15 protein-coding genes are annotated in these 16,900 nt (G+C 34.6%); 5 read left to right on the forward strand and 10 right to left on the reverse strand.

The annotated features are described in order from the left end of the window. Nucleotides 1-18: 18 nt before the first annotated feature. The 9 genes from ACFOUY_RS19440 to ubiE all read right to left on the reverse strand — a co-directional run bounded on the left by ACFOUY_RS19440 (nt 19) and on the right by ubiE (nt 7,000). Nucleotides 19-759: an isoprenyl transferase gene (locus ACFOUY_RS19440; RefSeq protein ID WP_378962936.1), complete on the reverse strand. Its 741-nt coding sequence runs from the start codon at nt 757-759 to the stop codon at nt 19-21. A gap of 19 nt (nt 760-778) precedes the next feature. Beyond that, complete coding sequence (gene porG / locus ACFOUY_RS19445; protein ID WP_378962937.1) at nt 779-1,585, reverse strand: type IX secretion system protein PorG; 807 nt, start codon at nt 1,583-1,585, stop codon at nt 779-781. 2 nt (nt 1,586-1,587) lie between these two features. Continuing rightward, the gene (locus ACFOUY_RS19450) at nt 1,588-2,469 is read right to left on the reverse strand and encodes an NAD kinase (protein ID WP_378962938.1); all 882 of its coding nucleotides are present in this window, start codon (nt 2,467-2,469) and stop codon (nt 1,588-1,590) included. A gap of 7 nt (nt 2,470-2,476) precedes the next feature. Next, nucleotides 2,477-3,139 (reverse strand): CBS domain-containing protein, encoded by a 663-nt coding sequence (locus ACFOUY_RS19455; RefSeq protein WP_378962940.1) that lies wholly within the window; start codon nt 3,137-3,139, stop codon nt 2,477-2,479. Then, a complete protein-coding gene (locus ACFOUY_RS19460; RefSeq protein WP_378962941.1) occupies nt 3,140-3,904 on the reverse strand; it encodes an alpha/beta fold hydrolase in 765 nt (254 codons plus the stop codon). It lies immediately after the preceding gene. Between the two features lie 191 nt (nt 3,905-4,095). Beyond that, complete coding sequence (locus tag ACFOUY_RS19465; protein WP_378962942.1) at nt 4,096-4,542, reverse strand: GatB/YqeY domain-containing protein; 447 nt, start codon at nt 4,540-4,542, stop codon at nt 4,096-4,098. A gap of 84 nt (nt 4,543-4,626) precedes the next feature. Then, on the reverse strand, nt 4,627-5,388 hold the full coding sequence (locus ACFOUY_RS19470) for an SDR family NAD(P)-dependent oxidoreductase (protein WP_378962943.1): 762 nt from the start codon (nt 5,386-5,388) through the stop codon (nt 4,627-4,629). 80 nt (nt 5,389-5,468) lie between these two features. Continuing rightward, complete coding sequence (porT, locus tag ACFOUY_RS19475; protein WP_378962944.1) at nt 5,469-6,272, reverse strand: type IX secretion/gliding motility protein PorT/SprT; 804 nt, start codon at nt 6,270-6,272, stop codon at nt 5,469-5,471. Then, a complete protein-coding gene (gene ubiE, locus ACFOUY_RS19480; protein ID WP_378962945.1) occupies nt 6,269-7,000 on the reverse strand; it encodes a bifunctional demethylmenaquinone methyltransferase/2-methoxy-6-polyprenyl-1,4-benzoquinol methylase UbiE in 732 nt (243 codons plus the stop codon). Before ubiE ends, porT begins: the two co-directional genes overlap by 4 nt. Nucleotides 7,001-7,154: 154 nt before the next feature. Between ubiE and yihA the strand changes: the two genes are divergently transcribed. From yihA to ACFOUY_RS19500, 4 genes are all read left to right on the forward strand, one after another. Continuing rightward, a complete protein-coding gene (gene yihA / locus ACFOUY_RS19485) occupies nt 7,155-7,778 on the forward strand; it encodes a ribosome biogenesis GTP-binding protein YihA/YsxC (protein ID WP_378962946.1) in 624 nt (207 codons plus the stop codon). Nucleotides 7,779-7,829: 51 nt separating this feature from the next. After that, a complete protein-coding gene (locus ACFOUY_RS19490; protein ID WP_378962947.1) occupies nt 7,830-8,693 on the forward strand; it encodes a UbiA-like polyprenyltransferase in 864 nt (287 codons plus the stop codon). A gap of 89 nt (nt 8,694-8,782) precedes the next feature. Beyond that, entirely contained in the window at nt 8,783-10,489 is a 1,707-nt protein-coding gene (locus tag ACFOUY_RS19495) for a M3 family oligoendopeptidase (RefSeq protein WP_378962948.1), read from the forward strand. A 323-nt stretch (nt 10,490-10,812) separates the two neighbouring features. Continuing rightward, nucleotides 10,813-13,239: a TonB-dependent receptor domain-containing protein gene (locus tag ACFOUY_RS19500; protein WP_378962949.1), complete on the forward strand. Its 2,427-nt coding sequence runs from the start codon at nt 10,813-10,815 to the stop codon at nt 13,237-13,239. A 187-nt stretch (nt 13,240-13,426) separates the two neighbouring features. Here ACFOUY_RS19500 and ACFOUY_RS19505 read toward each other — a convergent pair whose 3' ends face one another. Continuing rightward, nucleotides 13,427-14,653 carry an MFS transporter gene (locus ACFOUY_RS19505; RefSeq protein WP_378962950.1) on the reverse strand — a complete coding sequence of 409 codons (1,227 nt, stop codon included), beginning with the start codon at nt 14,651-14,653 and terminating at the stop codon, nt 13,427-13,429. A gap of 270 nt (nt 14,654-14,923) precedes the next feature. Between ACFOUY_RS19505 and ACFOUY_RS19510 the strand changes: the two genes are divergently transcribed. Beyond that, on the forward strand, nt 14,924-16,873 hold the full coding sequence (locus ACFOUY_RS19510; protein WP_378962951.1) for an amino acid permease: 1,950 nt from the start codon (nt 14,924-14,926) through the stop codon (nt 16,871-16,873). Nucleotides 16,874-16,900 lie beyond the last annotated feature (27 nt).

Genomic DNA, 16,900 nt, shown 5'->3' on the forward strand with positions numbered 1-16,900 from the left:
AAAGTGTTAAAAGTAAAATTAGTTTAATTGTTCGCTAATTTTACCAAAACGGCGTTCGCGTTTTTGATAATCTACAATGGCTTCAAAAAGATTTTCTCTTCTAAAATCTGGCCATAAAACATCAGTAAAATAAAACTCTGTATAAGCCATTTGCCAAAGCAAATAATTACTAATACGGTGTTCGCCACTGGTGCGGATCATCAATTCAGGATCAGGAATATTTACAGTAGTTAATTTCGACGAAAACAACTCTTCATCTATATCATTAATATCAATTGTATTGTCTTTTACTGCAACAGCAATTTTCTTTGCTGCATTTACAATTTCCCACTTGGCACTGTAGCTTAAAGCAAGCGTTAATGTACATTTTACATTATGCGCTGTTTTATCCATTGCTTCTTTCAAATCATCTATACATTCTTGTGGTAAAGATTCGATATTGCCTATGGCATTAAGCTTAACATTGTTTTTGTTAAGTGTTTCGGTTTCTTTATTTATGGTCGAGATTAGTATTTGCATTAAAGCATCTACTTCTGCTTTCGGGCGGTTCCAGTTTTCTGTAGAAAAAGCGTAAAGTGTTAAGTACTCTATACCAACTTCTACGCAACCTTCTACAATGTCTTTTACTGAAAGTACACCTTGTTCATGACCAAAAACTCGCATTTTGCCCTGGCCTTTAGCCCATCGTCCATTACCATCCATTATAACGGCAATGTGCTTTGGTAGGCGGCTATAGTCTATTTGTTCTTTAAATCCCATTAATTATTTCAAAATCAGCTTAAAAGGAATAGCATTTTGAGGATACAAAGGTAAAAGATATGCCAACACTAACAAATAGATAAGTGTCTCTTTTTCTAAAATCTCCTCTTTGCGTTCCGGGTACACCAATTCCGTTTGGTTTATTTAATGATGGATCGGATAAATTTAGTGATGGATTGTTACCATATACCGGTTTTACTGGATAAACCCCACTTACATCATCTAAATAATCAGTAAAAGCCGTTCTATAGCCTAGTTCTGTAAATATACTCCAGTTATCTTTATAATTATATCGAAGGCCACCTCCAAATGGAATTGTTAATGCCGTATTATTATATTCATTTTCTTGCCCTTCGGTGCGTAGGTAATCTAATCTATAAGTCTCACCTTCGTATTTTACTGTAGGTTTAAAATTGATAAAACCTACACCTGCAAACAAATAAGGTGTAAATCTCCTGGTTCCATCGTTAATAGAATAATCAAAAAAGTTAAAATCCAATATTGCACTTCCTTCATTTAATGAAGTTTTGAAACGTAAATTACGTTCCCTGAATTGTTCATTACTAGAATTTGCATCATCGGCCTTAATTTGTCCGTAATTATAATTTAAGCGAACACCGATGTATGAATTAAAGTTACGTTTCACAAAAGCGCCTGCATTTAAGCCACTTACCTGAACCAGATTGTACTGATTTAAATCGCCAACGTAACCTGCTCCACCAGCAGAAACACCAATTTCCCAGGCCCCAAGAAAAGACTGTGCTTTGCCTAGCTGCGAAAAGGGTAATAAGAAGAGGATGAAAAAGATACGTTTGCTTAGCGTCATACTTAATAGTTACGGGTATCGATGCCCCATAATAATTTATTCCTTAACGTGTTTAAATAAGTTTCATTGTTGAGACGAATAAGATTTATGCAAAAGTCGGCTTTTTTAATGGTAATTTTTACCGAACGCTCTACAGTAACCGTTCTGCTATCGCAGGATACAAGAAATTTGGACTCTCTGGCTTCTACTTCAAAAGACAAACTATTATCATCCGGAATAATAACCGGACGTACATTTAAGTTATGAGGCGCAATTGGCGTAATTACTACAGTTTCAGAATCGGGGTATATAATTGGTCCGCCACAGCTTAATGAATAAGCAGTAGAGCCCGTTGGTGTGGCAATAATTAAACCATCTGCCCAGTACGAATTTATAAATTCACCATTCATAGATGCATGAATAATCATCATTGCAGAATTATCACGACGGTGAATAGTGATATCATTTAAGGCAAAATTTTCTTCTCCAAAAAGATGATTATCAGACTCTAAGCTTAAAAGTGAACGCTCATCCAATGTATATTCGCCATAAATTAGTGCTTTTAACGCAGATTCTATTTCGCCTTTATTTATACTGGCTAAAAAACCTAAACGACCAAAATTAATACCAATAACCGGGATACCAGAATCTCTGATTAATGAAAGTGTATCTAATAATGTTCCATCTCCGCCTAAGCTTAATAAAACATCAGCATGTTCTTTTAATTCTTTATGATTATGAAATATAACGGTATTTGCCGGGATTTTAATTTTTCCGTGTAAAGAGTTCTTAAATTTATGATGAAGAACAGGCTGAACGTTGTGGCTCTTTAAATGATCAAAAACTTCCTGAACGTAAGGTAAGACCGTATCATTAAAGTCTCTTCCATAAATCGCAATCCTCATAATAAATTTAAACGTTTAAATAGTTCATAAAAGAATCATAACGTTCTTGAGAACCATCGTCGATTTGGGTATTGTTATAAACTTCTTTAACCTGATAATCGTATCGTTCTAAAGATGCAACAAGGGAAGTAATTTCAGTTTTATTTATTTTCAGTGTTACTTCTAGTCGGGTAGAATCCTCGAAAGAATTAACATAAGATGAAAGTATTTGAGCATTATCTGCTTCTACAATTTGTGCTATGTGCGCCAAGGAATTATCGCGGTTGCTAATTTCCAGTACAATAATCCCACCAGGTTCATTAACAGCATAAAGCTCTGCAACAGAATCTATAATGTTATTAATAGAAATAAGGCCGGCATAATTCTTCTGTTGATCTAAAACCGGAACGGCTGTTAACTTTAATGTACTCAAAAGCCTTATAACATCGTAAGTATGTGCATTTGTAAAAACAAAGGCATTCAAAAGATTGGCTGAAACATCTTTTACTAAAACATCATGGTCGCGAATTTCAAGCAAATCATCCTCAGCAAGTAAACCTAAAAATTGGGCATTATTAACCACAGGCATATGCTTAAGCTTAAATTCGTTCATACGATCTAAAGCTTTTTGCACCGTGTCGTCCGTTTTAATTGGCGGTATTGCGTTCGATATGATTTCTTCGGCAAACATTTATTTTAATAATATTCTATCTAAAAATTTCTCTAAATAACTATTAAACACCTCCGGGTGCTCCATCATTGGCGCATGGCCACATTTTTCGACCCAGTTTAACTCTGAATTTGGTAGTAATTGATGAAATTCTTCTGCAACTTCTGGCGGCGTAACTTTATCATTTCTACCCCAAATTAATGAAACAGGGATGGTAATTTTTGATAATTCTTTACTCATGTTATGTCGTATTGCAGACTTAGCCATAGTTAAAATTCGAATTACCCTAGATCTATCATTAACCGTTTTAAATACATCTTCTACAAGCTCTGGTGTTGCCGTTGCCGGGTCGTAAAATGTAAATTCTACCTTTTCTTTAATATAATCGTAGCTTTCTCTACGAGGGAAAGAGCCACCAAATGCGTTTTCGTAAAGACCAGAACTACCTGTTAAAACTAAAGCTTTAACAAATTCTTGATGTGCTACCGTAAAAACTAAACCAACATGCCCGCCTAAAGAATTTCCGATAAGGACAACCTGATTAAGGTTTTTAAATTTCAGAAATCGATGAAGGTATCTTGATAAAGCTTTAACGCCTAATGTTAAAATAGGCAATTCATATATTGGTAATATTGGAACTATAACTCGGTATCTATCTTTAAATTGATCTAAAACCGGCTCCCAGTTACTAAGAGCGCCCATTAGGCCATGTAATAATACCAGCGTTTCGCCTTCTCCGGCTTCGATGTATTTAAATCCGTCTTCTTCTATTACGTGGTATGCCATATATTAATAGGTGGTATTGTGTTACTAAGTTAGTAGAGTAAAATTAAATTTTGGCATTTATATGCCTTTTTTATGAAATAAAACAGAAAACGGTCTAAAAACTTACATTTAAGTATCGAGAAACAAATATAAAGCTTCCTATAATCAGCTATCAAGATACAAAATTCATTTTGATCTTTAAGCTTTACGAGTTAGGCCAATTTCTCTTTAACAATTTCGGCAATCAGTTTTCCATCTGCTTTACCAACAAGTGCCTTATTAGCCATGCCCATAACCTTGCCCATATCTTTAACTGATGTAGCGCCTGATTGTTTGATAACATCGGCAATAATTGTTTCAATCTCTTCCCTATCTAATTGCTTTGGCAAAAACTGATTGATTACTTCAATTTCTTCTTCTTCTACCTTATATAAATCTTCGCGATTTTGTTGCTTATAAATATCAGCAGATTCTCTGCGTTGTTTTATTAACTTCTGAAGAATTTTAAGCTCTGTATCTTCTGTAATTTCTTCAGATGCGTCTTTTTCAGTTTTAGCTAAAAGAAGAGCTGCTTTTATTGCTCTTAAACCTCTTAGTTGAGCACTATTTTTAGCCAACATGGCTTTTTTAATTTCCTGATCTATTGTGTTCGATATCATATACTCAAAACCCCTAAAGGGGCCTCCTTTCTAAAGTTAAAATTATAGTTATATATCACCCAGTTCTAATTTCCCTTAAGGGGGTTAGAGGGTTTTATTGATTAACGTTGCTGTTGCCTGCACGGTTGGCATAATCAGCATATCGTTTATATTTACATGTTTTGGTCTGCTTACTGCGTACCAAATTGCATCTGCAATATCATCTGCAATTAATGGTTCAAAACCTTCGTATACTTTTTTGGCTCTTTCTTCGTCGCCTTTAAAACGAACGATTGAAAATTCGGTTTCAACCATACCTGGATTAATGGCTGTAACCTTAATTTCATGCTTTAAAAGGTCAATTCGCATTGATTTGTTTAGCGCATCTACCGCATGCTTACTGGCACAATATACATTTCCGTTTGGATAAACCTCTTTTCCGGCGATAGAACCAATATTAACGATATGGCCCGATTTATTAGGAATCATCCAGTTTGAAACAATTTTAGTTACATAAAGTAAACCTTTAACATTTGTATCAATCATTGCATCCCAATCGTCTGTGTTACCTTCGTTAATTGGCTCCAAACCTTGGCTTAAACCAGCATTATTAACTAAAACATTCACTTTTTTCCAATCTTCCGGTAAAGCTTCAAGAGCAGCTGATAAACGCTCTTTATCGCGTACATCTGCCAAAACCTGCTTTATAGTAATTCCATATTTAGCTTCCAAATGATGCGCTGTTTTTTCTAAACGATCTGCTCTTCTGGCAACTAAAACTAAATTATAACCATTTTGTGCAAATATATGTGCACACGCCTCTCCAATACCCGAAGTTGCGCCTGTAATTAAAGCTATTTTAGACATTTGATAAATATTTTAAGGTGCAGCCTGCTTTAAACAAGCTCCTCAACGGAGACAAAGGTAAGTTTTTTTGGTTTGTTAGGCTACTCGAAAAACAAGCTGAATGTAAAATGACGAAGCTTAGTTTTATCTAAAGGATTTGCAAATACAGTATTATCGTGTTGCAAAATATCATTCATAGAATAAGAAACTTTAATCTCTGGCGACATTTTGAAGTATTCGAAATATAAATCGAAACCGATTCCGGTTTCATAAGAAAGATAATTTCTTTTATTTTTTAGTAACTTATCAATCGGACTTTGCCCTTCATCAAAAGTTTTCTTTTTTGATGCGATGTCCATCGAATATTTTGCACCACCTATCCAATAAGCCCTAAAATTATTTAAACGATTTGATTTGATTTTTAATGATAAAGGGATTTCAAACATCGTGGCCTGAACTTTTTTATCAATTGAAGTTTGAAAACCTGCCGAAGTAAATGAAGTTGTTGGCGAAGCTGTTTCAGGGCCTGGCTCGTATTCATAACGCATTATCCTATCGCTAAAAATTAATGATGGTGTTGCTCTTAAATCAAAGTTTTCTGAAATTCTTCTATTAACAACAAAGCCTAAACCAAAGCCTGCTGATGGCGGACTTGATATTGCCCGCATATACTGTGTAACTTGCCTGCCATCTGCAGAATTATAAGTTACCCCATTACCATCGGCAGTTTCATAGAAAACATTTCTCCAATTAGCGGCCTTTAAAATTTTGTATTCGGCAGAAATATACTGAAAGCTGAAACCAAAATGTAAGTCTTCATCATCTACTCCACCGCCCCAGTTTTGGGCAAATGCAATATTACTAATCGTAAGAAAGGAGATGATGAGGCTTAATTTTTTTATCATTTAATACCAGTGTATATCGAACTTATACCAAACGTCAAAATTCTTTGTTTGGTACTTTTGAAACCTACTTTTTCCATTAACGTTGTAAAATCTTTGCCATCAGGAAAAGCAGCTACAGATTCTGGAAGATAGGTATATGCTCTTGCATCTTTCGAAAATAGTTTTCCAAAGAATGGTGTAACCTGCTTAAAATAGAAACTATATAATTGCTTAACAGGAAAAACTTTTGGTTTCGAGAATTCGAGAATAACCATTTTACCACCGGGTTTTAAAACCCTGAACATATCTTGTAATCCTTTCTCAAGATTTTCGAAATTACGAACACCATAGGCACAAGTAATGGCATCGAAAGTATCATCGCTAAAATGTAAACCTTCCGAATCGCCAACCTGAACAGAAAACACCTCGTTTAAACTGCGCTCGTTAATTTTCTTTTTCGCCACATCAAGCATTCCTTCAGAAATATCTACACCAATAACTTTTTCAGGGTCCAGTTTTTTAATGGCTTCGAAAGCAAAATCACCTGTTCCTGTAGCAACATCAAGCATATTTCGTGGATGCAAAGAAACCAATTCTTTAATCGCCTTCTTACGCCACAAAACATCAATCCCTAAAGAAAGGAAATGATTTAAAAAATCATAAGTGCCCGAAATGTTATTAAACATGGTTGCAACCTGCTCTTTTTTGGTTGCATCTTCTAGTTGATATGGAGTGATATTCTGATTCATGATATAGGGCAAAGATAAGTTTATTGTTGAAATGTTTTAGAAGTTGAAAGGCTGAAATGTTTGCTAAACGTAAAACATTAAGGTAATGCCAGCTTAAAACTTTACAACATCTAATCCTTTTAACATTACAACCTTTAATTCCTACCTTTGCATTATGATTATCAAAACGGCAACATTTGTTTGCAGCAACACCCAGATTTCGGCTTTGCCGGCACCAACTATGCCCGAATATGCATTTATCGGTCGTTCTAACGTGGGTAAATCTTCTTTAATTAATATGCTGGTTAACCATCATGGTTTAGCTAAAACATCGCAACGTCCCGGTAAAACCCAATTAATCAACCATTTTTTAATTAATCAGGAATGGTACATTGTCGATTTGCCAGGTTATGGCTATGCAAAGGTTTCTAAAACCAGCAGAGAAAAATGGGAGAAATTTATTCGTGCTTACATCACCAAAAGAGAAAGCTTACAATGCATTTTTGTATTGATTGACAGTAGATTAGAACCACAACAAATCGACATAGAGTTTTGCTATTGGTTAGGAGAAAAACAAATTCCTTTCGCGCTTCTTTTTACAAAAGCCGATAAACAAGGTATGAATGAATCGATAAAAAATGCTAACGCATTTAAGAAAAAGCTTGGAGAATTTTTCGAAGAGATACCTACAAGTATTATCACTTCTGCCGAAAAACAGACGGGTAAAGAGGATGTTTTAAACTTTATTTACGAGGTTAATAAAGATTTCGTTAAACCAATTATTACTAAGCAGTTTTAGAAACCATCGCTTTACCGAAGCCGGATTTTATAAAACATCGTATATATTAAAATGAAAAAATACTTTTCACTCGTATTATTCGCACACTCTATTTTCGCTCTGCCCTTTGCCATGATTGGCTTCTTTTTAGGCGTTACAACAACAGAAAATCCATTTCAATTTCAAAAACTGATATTAGTTTTGCTTTGTATGGTTTTCGCCCGAAATTCGGCAATGGCATTTAACCGCTATTTGGATAGGAATATTGATGCAAAAAATCCACGCACGAAAATGCGTGATATTCCGGCAGGAAAGGTTTCGGCAAATGAAGCCTTGATTTTTGTAATTGCAAACTGTGTTTTCTTTATTATATCTACATTTTTCATCAATAGCCTTTGCTTTTACTTATCGCCAATTGCACTATTTGTAGTGCTGTTTTATAGTTATACAAAAAGATTTACTTCACTTTGCCATTTGGTTTTAGGCCTGGGTTTATCACTCGCTCCTATTGGCGCATATATTGCCGTTACTGGCCAATTTGCTTTGGTACCCGTTTTATATTCTTTCGCTGTACTATTTTGGGTTAGCGGTTTCGATATTATTTATGCTTTGCAGGATGAAGATTTTGACCGTGAAGAAAACTTACATTCTATACCATCGGCACTTGGCATAAAAAATGCATTAAACGTTTCTATTGTATTGCATATTTTTTCTGCTGCTTGTGTTATTGCTCCTATATTTTTAATGCCGAATTCATTTAGCTGGGCCTATTACATTGGCGTTGCTTTCTTTTGTTTTGCGTTGACGTATCAGCATTTGCTGGTAAAACCAACTGACATTAGCAAAGTAAATAAAGCATTTGCAACTACAAACGGTATGGCATCAGTAGTATTTGCTGTTTGCTTTTTAATTGATACATACTTAAGGATTAAATAATAGAATTTTGAATGAATGATTTTTGAATGAAGCGAAAGGCCAAAATCATTCTCTGATTGACTCATTAAATAATTCTCTAATTAAATATTATGATTATTACTAAAAAACCAAGAACATATATTCCACAGGATTTAACAATTAGTTGGGAAAGTTTAGAGCCACTCTTTACAGAGCTACAAAACCGCGAAATTAATAGTGCCGATGAACTTGAGCAATGGTTAAAAGACCGTTCCGAGTTAGAAGCAGCTTTAGAAGAAGATTTCGCTTGGCGATACATAAAAATGAGTTGCGATACAGCAAACGAAGAATTGGTTAAAAACTTCCAATATTTCGCTACGGAGATTGAACCTAAAATTTCGCCCTTATCAAATGAATTGAATAAAAAATTCAGCGATAGCCCATTTATGGATGACTTGGACAAGGAAAAATATTTCGTTTACAGCAGAGCGATAAAAAAAGCTTTAGAGCTTTACCGTGAAGAAAACATCGAATTGTTTACCGAATTACAAGTTAAGCAACAAAAATATCAAGGCATTACAGGGGCAATGAGTGTCGAAATTAATGGTCAGGAATATACATTAGAACAAGCCTCAATTTTTGTAAAAGATTTAAATCGTGAAGTTCGTGAAAATGCCTGGAAAACTATTCAGCAACGCCGCTTAATTGACAAGGATGATTTAAACATCTTGTTTGATGAACTGATTAAATTACGTAATCAGGCTGCCTTAAACGCAGGTTTTGAAAACTACCGCGATTATATGTTTCAGGCATTAGGTCGTTTTGATTATACACCCCAAGATTGTTATGATTTTGCAAGTGCTATTGAAAAAGAAATTGTTCCGATTTTAAAAGAACAAGCAGAAAAACGTCGCGAAGCTTTGGCTTTAGAAACTTTAAAGCCTTGGGATTTAGAAGTAAGCGTGAGTGGAAAACCGGCTTTAAAACCTTTTAATAATGGAACTGAATTAATTGATAAAAGCATTGCCTGCTTTAATGCTATCGACGAAAAACTGGGTAATAAATTAGCCATAATGAAAGCCAATAATCTTTTCGATGTAGAAAGCAGAAAAGGTAAAGCACCTGGTGGCTACAATTATCCATTGGCAGAAACAGGTGCTCCGTTCATCTTCATGAATTCTGCAAATTCGCTTCGCGATTTAACTACAATGGTACACGAAGGTGGCCATGCGATTCATACTTTCTTAACTGCAAATTTAGAGCTTAACGATTTTAAGCATTGCCCTTCGGAAGTTGCCGAACTTGCATCGATGAGCATGGAATTAATTTCAATGGATAATTGGAATGTTTATTTCAATAATGCAGAAGACTTGAATCGTGCTAAAAAAGAACAATTGGCAGATGTGTTAAAAACTTTGCCTTGGGTTGCCGTTATCGATCAGTTTCAACATTGGATTTATACAAACCCAGATCATACCGCAGCAGACAGAGAAGAAACTTTTAAACAAATTTATAATCGTTTTGGTGCTGGCTTTGCAAACTGGGATGATTTACAAGCCGAGTTTGGTAACGTTTGGCAAAAGCAATTACATCTATTTGAAGTTCCTTTCTATTATATCGAATATGCAATTGCTCAATTAGGTGCAATTGCAGTTTGGAAAAACTATAAAGAAAATCCTGAAAAGGCATTGGAGCAATACTTAGCTGCACTTGCTTTAGGTTATACAAAACCGATGAACGAAATTTACGAAACGGCTGGTATTAAGTTTGATTTTAGTGCAGAATACGTAAAAGAGTTAGCTCAATTTGTTAAAGAAGAGTTAGAGAAATTGGGATAAATTATTTTTATAAGGTGCGTGGAGACACGCACCTTGGCTATTGCTCCAAAAAAAGATGTCACTTTCCATTGTTAAACACAACATTATAAGTCGAACTATCTTGGCTATTGCCACGGAAAGTGTCTCCACTTTTCATAAGATTTATTGAAATTATCTAAGCCGTAGCATAATGTTGCGGTTTTTTGAAAATCATTCTCATTTGTAAAATTTTGTTAATTAAGTTAAACATTGTTAAAACTTAATTTTCGAATATCTAATAATTTAGTTTCGTGTACTCATTTTCTCAAATAAGGGAAAATAATCATCGAGCTTCTAAATTAACTATGAAACTATTCTCAACGTTTTTCATTTTTATTTCTATTTTTTTATCTGCAAATGCAAAAGCTCAAAATAGGAGTAGCAAAATTTCTGGCTTAATACTAAACGAAAAGAAAAAACCTATCTCTGCATCAATTGTAATAAAAAGCTTGCAGGATTCTACATTTAGTAAAATTGCATCATCGGATGATAATGGAAAATTCAAATTCGAAGATCTTCCTTTAGGAACATACTTAATTTCGATAAATACAATTGGCTTCAAAACTATAAACGAAAACATAGAAATCAGCAGTACACAATTATCATCGGATAAAACATTTGTTTTAATTGAAGAGCATAAAGATTTAGGAATTGTAAATATCTCTGTTAAAAAACCTTTAATTGAACGATTTAGCGATAAGACCATAATTAATGTTGAAAATAGTATCATTTCAACAGGGAATACAGCGTTAGAAGTATTGACAAAAGTACCAGGGGTTTCCGTTAATCAGGATGGGATTATCAGCGTTAAAGGAAAATCTGGCGTTAACGTTTTAATTGATGGAAAATCAACCTATTTATCTAATGAGCAGCTGGCAACAAGATTACGTTCTTTAAACAGCAGCGAATTAAAGTCGATTGAATTGATAACCAATCCATCGGCAAAATATGATGCAGAAGGAAATGCTGGCGTAATAAATATAAAACTTAAAAAGAATACAGGCTTTGGCACAAACGGTAATTTAAATTTGGGTTTCGGTTACGGCAAAAACCCCAAAAGCAACGCCGGAATTTCGTTAAATCATCGAAACAAAAGCTTTAATATTTTTGGCGATTATAATAATGATAATAATAAATATCAGGAAGATTTAAACATCAACAGAATTACCGATGACGGAATAACTAACACATTTTTTCATCAAAATAACAAACAGATTCGTTCCTTTCACAATAATAGCTATAAAGCTGGCATTGATTATTTTTTAAATAAGAAAAACACCTTAGGCTTTTTAACTTCAGGATATTTTAACCGTGGACACGATAGCTCGAATGGGCTTACTGATATTGGAACGAGTTTTACAAAGATTGATTCTTCAATAATTGCAGACAATCCATCAACAAGTAAATACACCAACCAAGCTTATAATTTAAATTACAAATATGTAATTGATACCCTCGCACAAGAATTGTCTATAGATTTAGATTATGCAAAATACAACAGCGAAGAAAATACGATTTACAACAACTATTTCTATGATGCAAACCGCAGCATATATAAAGAGCCATTAACTTTTAAAAATTTAACGCCATCATTAATAAAAATTAAAGCAGCCAAAATTGATTACGTTTTACCTTTAGGTACAAAAGCCAAATTCGATTTCGGGTTAAAGAGCAGTTGGGTAAGTACAGATAATGATTTTAGATTCGAAAATCTCATTGCCACCCAATGGCAAAATGATTTAGGCAGGAGCAACAGGTTTATTTATGAAGAGAACATAAATGCAGCTTATGTAAATTTCAAACGTGATTTTGAATTGACCAGTATTCAAGTAGGTTTAAGAACAGAGCAAACCAATTCTAAAGGAAACTCTGTTAACGAACAAAAAATTATTAAACGCCATTATTTTGATTTTTTTCCAAGTTTTTCTGTTAATCAAAAGTTATCAGAAAGCAATGAGCTAAGTCTTTCTTACAGTAGAAGAATCGAAAGACCAGATTACAAATCGCTTAATCCATTCGTTTATTTTGTCGATTTATATACTTTTAGCCAGGGAAATCCATTCTTAAATCCGCAGTACACAAATGCTTTTGAGCTTTCTTACAATTACAAAAAACAGTTAAATATTTCGTTGGGATATAGCATAACAAATAATTTAATTTTGGATGTTTTGCTTCCTGATGATACAAATAAAACGCTTTTTCAAACAGTTAAAAATCTTGACAAACAATATTCTTACGATTTAACGATTGGTTACCCGACAGTGATTTCTAAATTTTGGAATATGGATAATACGGTTACGAGCACATACAATCAAATTAAATCGTCGGATTTGGGTGGAAATAATTACAATAGAAAAAAAGTGAATTTTAGTTTAAACAGCAATCATAACTTCACGATTGGTCCTTCAATTTCAGCCGAACTTTCTGGTGAGTTTGTTTCTGCACAGATTTATGGAACTTACGCCATCAAACCTTATTATGGAATCGATTTTGGATTAAAAAAATCATTCTCTGAGAAAAAACTGAATTTAAAAATTGCCTTGAACGATATAATGAATAGCCGTAAAGCCAGAATTAGCAGTGCACTTTCTAATTTGAATTATAACCTTACTCAAAAGCAAGAAAGCAGAATTTTCAGACTGAGCTTAAATTATAATTTCGGTAGTAGTACAATCAAAGCTAATCGGGATAGAAAAACAAGTGTTACGGATGAAGAAGGCAGAATTAAGTAATATCATCTTTTAAATAGTACACCGAAAATTGAAACTTAGGCATACTGCCATTAATTTCACGATTGAACTGCGTAATCTAAACCCGATAATAGCGACAGCCCCCAATTTCTTCTATTGGGGCTAAAGCGGTTAGCGGGACTGAAGTAACCGATGAAAACAGAAAATGGCTTTTCAAATAACAGTTAAATTAATCTAATACGGTGTCTTTCTTCCTAGTTTTCATAATCAGAAACATCACTAATACGGAAAGCAAAATCATAACCAAATAACTATGACTTAGATTTAATTCATCCTTTGCCGGGATTAAATTTACTATTGAATAGCTCAAAAAAGAAACAATTACATAAGTTATCCCACCAGTTAAACCGCCGGCAATACCTGCATTTTTAGGAAATTTACTTAAACAGAATGTGAAATAGTTATTAAATGTAAACCCTGCCCCAATATGTATAATAAAGGCAAAAAAGATTAGCGACCAAAGATTGGCAACAAAGTTTATACTAATCATCATTAAAATAACGAACACAACTTGCAGTAAGGAGTTAATCATCAATCGCCCGAAAAATGGCTTGTTAATTGTGGCCTTACCAATAAAGCCGCCCACCATCCAGGCGAAGCCTAAAACCAACGAACTGTAGCCTGCTACAACTGGAGAAAAGTGAAGCTCATGTTCAATTATAAAAGGCCCGGTCATGTTGTAAACCATAACCATACAATAAGCCAAACCCAGCATAACAATACCTAATGTAAAGCTGGTGGTTTTAATCATATCTAAATAAATACCTGTAATTTTTTTTAGCTGAAAATCAGTAAAGTTTTTTAATGTTTCTCCGCTGAATAAGAATTCCAACAAAGCAAACACCAATGCAAAACCAGCTAAAAAATAGAAATTAGATTCCCAGCCAAAAGCAGTTTGTAAATAACCGCCCACAAAAGGCGCAATAATTGGCCCGGTAGACCAGATAATGGAGAACAAGCTTAGATAATGTTTCAATTTATCGCCAGAAAATAAATCTACAAAATAGGCTCTTTTAGCAACTACAATTGCGCCAACCGAAAGTCCATGAATAATCCTCATTAAATAAATCAGGTAAATATTATGGGTTATGGCAATTACTATGCTGGCTGCAGCAAAGATTAACAAAGCGTACAAACCTATTTTATATCGGCCGAAGCTATCTAAAATACTCCCGATAAACAGTTGGGCAACACCATAGCTAATTAAAAATATACTAAGTGTAAGCTGAACCTGAATATCGCTGACCTGCATTTCGCCAGCCATTGTTGGTAACGAAGGAATGTAAATATCTGTAGCAAAACCAGATAACGGAATCAACGCAAAAGCAAGTATTGTAGAAATCCCTTGATTCTTCTCTTTGATGTATTTTATGTTATTAATTTCTATTGCACGCATTGTTATATTTATTTGAAATCAAACATCGGCTAAAGCTTATTTATCTAATTCGAATGCAAAATTAGTGTTTTGCTTTAAACTGAAATTATGGAAATCAAAGAATTAGTTTTGGATAACAAATATTAAACTAATTTGACTTTCAATGTATAATTGAGGTAATCTCCTCTGAGATTTTTCTTATGTTTTATTTGTGTGAAGAAATTTACATCGTGCTTTAAACGTTTTTAACTGATATTTATTTAAGTTTGAAGAATACAACAACCAAAACAGATGTTCGAAAAGCTATTCAGAAAGAAATCTATTTCAAAGATATTACAAGATGCAGCAAACGGCTACGGCGACCATGAAAACACCTTACATAAAACGCTTGGCGTTCGGGATTTAACAGCTTTCGGTATTGCAGCGATTATTGGAGCCGGTATTTTTAGCACCATTGGTAAAGCCAGTGCAGATGGCGGTCCGGCGGTAATATTCTTATTTATTTTCACGGCTGTTGCTTGCAGTTTCGCTGCATTTGCATACGCAGAATTTGCGTCGATGGTTCCGGTTTCTGGTAGCGCATACACGTATTCTTATGTTGCATTTGGCGAATTAGTAGCCTGGATAATTGGCTGGTCGCTCATAATGGAATACTCAATCGGAAATATAACGGTTGCAATTTCCTGGTCTGATTACTTTACAGGCCTACTCTCCACCATAAAAATACCTGCGCTAGGCATAGAAGGTATCCACGTTCCAGATTGGATGACAATGGATTATTTAAGTGCTTATAATGGCCACAAACATGCCGAAGCGCTTCTGGCTGCAGGTAAAAATCTTGCAGATTTAGACTCTGCAACAATGCTAGCAAACAATGCATGGCTAACAGCTCCAAAAATTGGGAGTTTCCATATCGTTGCTGATATTCCCGCACTTGGAATCATTATCCTGATTACCTGGTTAATTTACCGAGGTATGAAAGAAAGTAGAAACGCAAGTAATGCAATGGTTGTGGTTAAACTTGCTGTTATCTTACTTGTGTTAGCTGTTGGTATTTTTTATGTAGATACTAAAAATTGGGATCCATTTGCACCAAATGGCGTTTCTGGCGTTTTAAAAGGAGTTTCTGCGGTATTCTTTGCCTACATCGGTTTCGATGCAATTTCTACAACCGCCGAAGAGTGCAAAAATCCACAACGCGATTTGCCTCGTGGTATGATGTGGGCGATTATCATTTGCACCATTCTCTACGTTGCGATTGCGCTGGTTTTAACCGGAATAGTAAAATCAGATACTTTAGCCGTTGGCGACCCATTAGCTTTTGTTTTCGACCAGATAGATTTAAAATTAATGAGCGGAATAATTGCTGTAAGTGCCGTTTTTGCCATGGCAAGTGTACTTTTGGTTTTTCAAATGGGACAACCACGTATCTGGATGAGCATGAGCCGCGATGGTTTATTACCGAAATCATTTTCTAAAATTCACCCGAAATATAAAACACCATCATTTGCAACCATTGTTGTAGGTTTCGTGGTGGCTGTACCATCGCTTTTCATGAATTTAACCATCGTTACCGATCTTTGCTCAATAGGCACTTTATTTGCCTTTGTATTGGTTTGCGCAGGAGTTTTGGTGCTGCAAAATCGCCCAGATGTGCAACGCGGCAAGTTCAGAATTCCTTATGCAAACAGTAAATTCATTGTTCCGATAGGTTTTATTGCAGGTTTAATTTTTGCTTTTACACAATACGGTACAGAAACAAAAGCATTCTTTTTTAATTCTCCAAAAACAGTTCAAACAGTAAATTTTGTTACCTCATTAACAGGTGATGAGCTTAGGATAGTAAAAGAAGAAATCATAAATAACGCAAAACCACAAATAATTTTAAGTGATAAAATTGATGCTGAATCTTATTTAAGTGGCTTGCCTGCTGATAGGTATGAACAGTTTATTTCGGCTTCAAAAGTTTCAATAGAAAAGAAATACGAAAGCGGTTGGAGCTTATTCAAGCATAAAATACCTATGTGGATTTTCCTAATTATCTGCGTAGTTATCTCCTATTACTGCATTACCAAAAACCTATCTTTAATACCTGTTTTAGGCTTAATTAGCTGCTTGTATATGATGTGCGAGCTTGGTATTTCTAACTGGATTGGTTTCGGAATATGGCTGGTAATTGGGCTGGTTGTTTATTTTGCTTATGGCTTTAGGCATAGTAAATTGGCGAAAGAAGCCGTTTAATTAAAAAGTTACAATAGACCTTTTTTT

Origin of the sequence: Pedobacter jamesrossensis (assembly GCF_042650905.1) — a bacterium.
Taxonomy (GTDB): domain Bacteria; phylum Bacteroidota; class Bacteroidia; order Sphingobacteriales; family Sphingobacteriaceae; genus Pedobacter; species Pedobacter jamesrossensis.

Coding starts and splice junctions, on each gene's coding strand:
- ACFOUY_RS19440 (WP_378962936.1), bottom strand. CDS start 759: ATGGGATTTAAAGAACAAATAGACTATAGCCGCCTACCAAAGCACATT.
- porG (WP_378962937.1), bottom strand. CDS start 1,585: ATGACGCTAAGCAAACGTATCTTTTTCATCCTCTTCTTATTACCCTTT.
- ACFOUY_RS19450 (WP_378962938.1), bottom strand. CDS start 2,469: ATGAGGATTGCGATTTATGGAAGAGACTTTAATGATACGGTCTTACCT.
- ACFOUY_RS19455 (WP_378962940.1), bottom strand. CDS start 3,139: ATGTTTGCCGAAGAAATCATATCGAACGCAATACCGCCAATTAAAACG.
- ACFOUY_RS19460 (WP_378962941.1), bottom strand. CDS start 3,904: ATGGCATACCACGTAATAGAAGAAGACGGATTTAAATACATCGAAGCC.
- ACFOUY_RS19465 (WP_378962942.1), bottom strand. CDS start 4,542: ATGATATCGAACACAATAGATCAGGAAATTAAAAAAGCCATGTTGGCT.
- ACFOUY_RS19470 (WP_378962943.1), bottom strand. CDS start 5,388: ATGTCTAAAATAGCTTTAATTACAGGCGCAACTTCGGGTATTGGAGAG.
- porT (WP_378962944.1), bottom strand. CDS start 6,272: ATGATAAAAAAATTAAGCCTCATCATCTCCTTTCTTACGATTAGTAAT.
- ubiE (WP_378962945.1), bottom strand. CDS start 7,000: ATGAATCAGAATATCACTCCATATCAACTAGAAGATGCAACCAAAAAA.
- yihA (WP_378962946.1), top strand. CDS start 7,155: ATGATTATCAAAACGGCAACATTTGTTTGCAGCAACACCCAGATTTCG.
- ACFOUY_RS19490 (WP_378962947.1), top strand. CDS start 7,830: ATGAAAAAATACTTTTCACTCGTATTATTCGCACACTCTATTTTCGCT.
- ACFOUY_RS19495 (WP_378962948.1), top strand. CDS start 8,783: ATGATTATTACTAAAAAACCAAGAACATATATTCCACAGGATTTAACA.
- ACFOUY_RS19500 (WP_378962949.1), top strand. CDS start 10,813: ATGAAACTATTCTCAACGTTTTTCATTTTTATTTCTATTTTTTTATCT.
- ACFOUY_RS19505 (WP_378962950.1), bottom strand. CDS start 14,653: ATGCGTGCAATAGAAATTAATAACATAAAATACATCAAAGAGAAGAAT.
- ACFOUY_RS19510 (WP_378962951.1), top strand. CDS start 14,924: ATGTTCGAAAAGCTATTCAGAAAGAAATCTATTTCAAAGATATTACAA.